The organism is Methylobacterium sp. WL103, assembly GCF_008039885.1.
GTDB classification, from domain to species: domain Bacteria; phylum Pseudomonadota; class Alphaproteobacteria; order Rhizobiales; family Beijerinckiaceae; genus Methylobacterium; species Methylobacterium cerastii.
Genome location: NZ_VRUX01001290.1, coordinates 1 through 446 on the forward strand (window position 1 = coordinate 1; position 446 = coordinate 446).

Consider the following 446-nt stretch of genomic DNA (forward strand, 5'->3'; position numbering starts at 1 on the left):
ACCCGGCCGCGACCGGCCGGCGGCTCGTCGCCCTGGCGGCGCTGTTTTCCGTCTCGCTCGCCTTGCGCACCGCCGACCGGGGCGTCTGCGCGCTCGTGCCCGTCGGCACCCACTTCCTCTGGCACGTCCTCAACGCCGCGGTGCTCTACGGCTTGGTCGTCGCGGCCGTCCGGCATCGCGAGGCGGTTTCGCGGCGGTGACGGAGGAACCTCGGGATGCGCCCCGGCGCCCGGCCGATTTCTTGCGCCTCCCGGCAAATCGAGGCAGAAGGGCGGCGCCGCAGCCGATGGGGCGCGCGGCGTTCCCCGCGCTCGTCCACGCCGGCCGACAGGCCGCCGACGGCGCAGGGCAGAAGGCTTGCGAAAACCACCATGTCCCAGAGCTTCCGCCTCGGTGTCGCCGGTCTCGGCACGGTCGGCGCCGCCGTCGTCCGGATGGTCGCGCGC

Annotated in this window: 1 protein-coding gene and 1 pseudogene; both read left to right on the forward strand. The window is 74.9% G+C overall.

Annotated features, from left to right (window positions below):
- Window positions 1-200: pseudogene (locus tag FV222_RS30495) on the forward strand (hypothetical protein); the annotation flags it as partial.
- 15 nt (window positions 201-215) lie between these two features.
- The coding region (locus FV222_RS30840; protein ID WP_147816556.1) for a hypothetical protein at window positions 216-446 on the forward strand (231 nt) is incomplete at its 3' end.